This is a genomic window from Candidatus Infernicultor aquiphilus, from assembly GCF_002784285.1.
GTDB classification, from domain to species: domain Bacteria; phylum Atribacterota; class Phoenicimicrobiia; order Phoenicimicrobiales; family Phoenicimicrobiaceae; genus Infernicultor; species Infernicultor aquiphilus.
This window is the reverse complement of the sequence record NZ_PFKO01000305.1, coordinates 1-485: the sequence shown is the minus strand read 5'-3', so window position 1 is coordinate 485 and position 485 is coordinate 1. Positions and strand designations below refer to the sequence as shown.

General features: G+C 32.4%; 1 protein-coding gene. It reads left to right on the top strand.

Annotated features, from left to right (window positions below; all coding sequences use genetic code 11):
* The coding region (locus COZ07_RS08480; protein ID WP_406608138.1) for a hypothetical protein at positions 1–78 on the top strand (78 nt) is incomplete at its 5' end.
* Positions 79–485 lie beyond the last annotated feature (407 nt).

Here is a 485-nt window from a genome sequence, read left to right as displayed (position 1 = left end):
GCAGGGGCATTAAATAATAATTTTTATGCTATACACGAATGGATAGGTTTGATATATTATGGTTTAGGTTTTAGGTGAAGTGTGGGGCAAACTCTTAAGTGAATTGAAAAAATATAGCGAGCGGTTTTGGTAAGCTGGTTTAAAAATATAATAGGATATGAGATAGTAAAAAATGATAACCGGTTTATAGGAAGATATTTGGGTATAAGGAAGGGGAGTTTCCGGTTACTTTAGGATGTGGCGGGAAGAACAATTACCTTGCCGTTTTTTAATAACTTAAAGGAAGAGCAGATAGATTATGTGGTGGAGAAGTTGAAAGAGGGAATCGAAAACAGTATATAGTCGATAGTATTTAGTATATAGTAAAAACAAAGAAAAAACAGTATCGAGTATCGGGTATCGAGTATATAGTGAAGAAAGGAAAAGAAAAGAAACTAATGTATTCATTTGCTTGACAAATGCTCAAGAATTAATTAGAATATTTA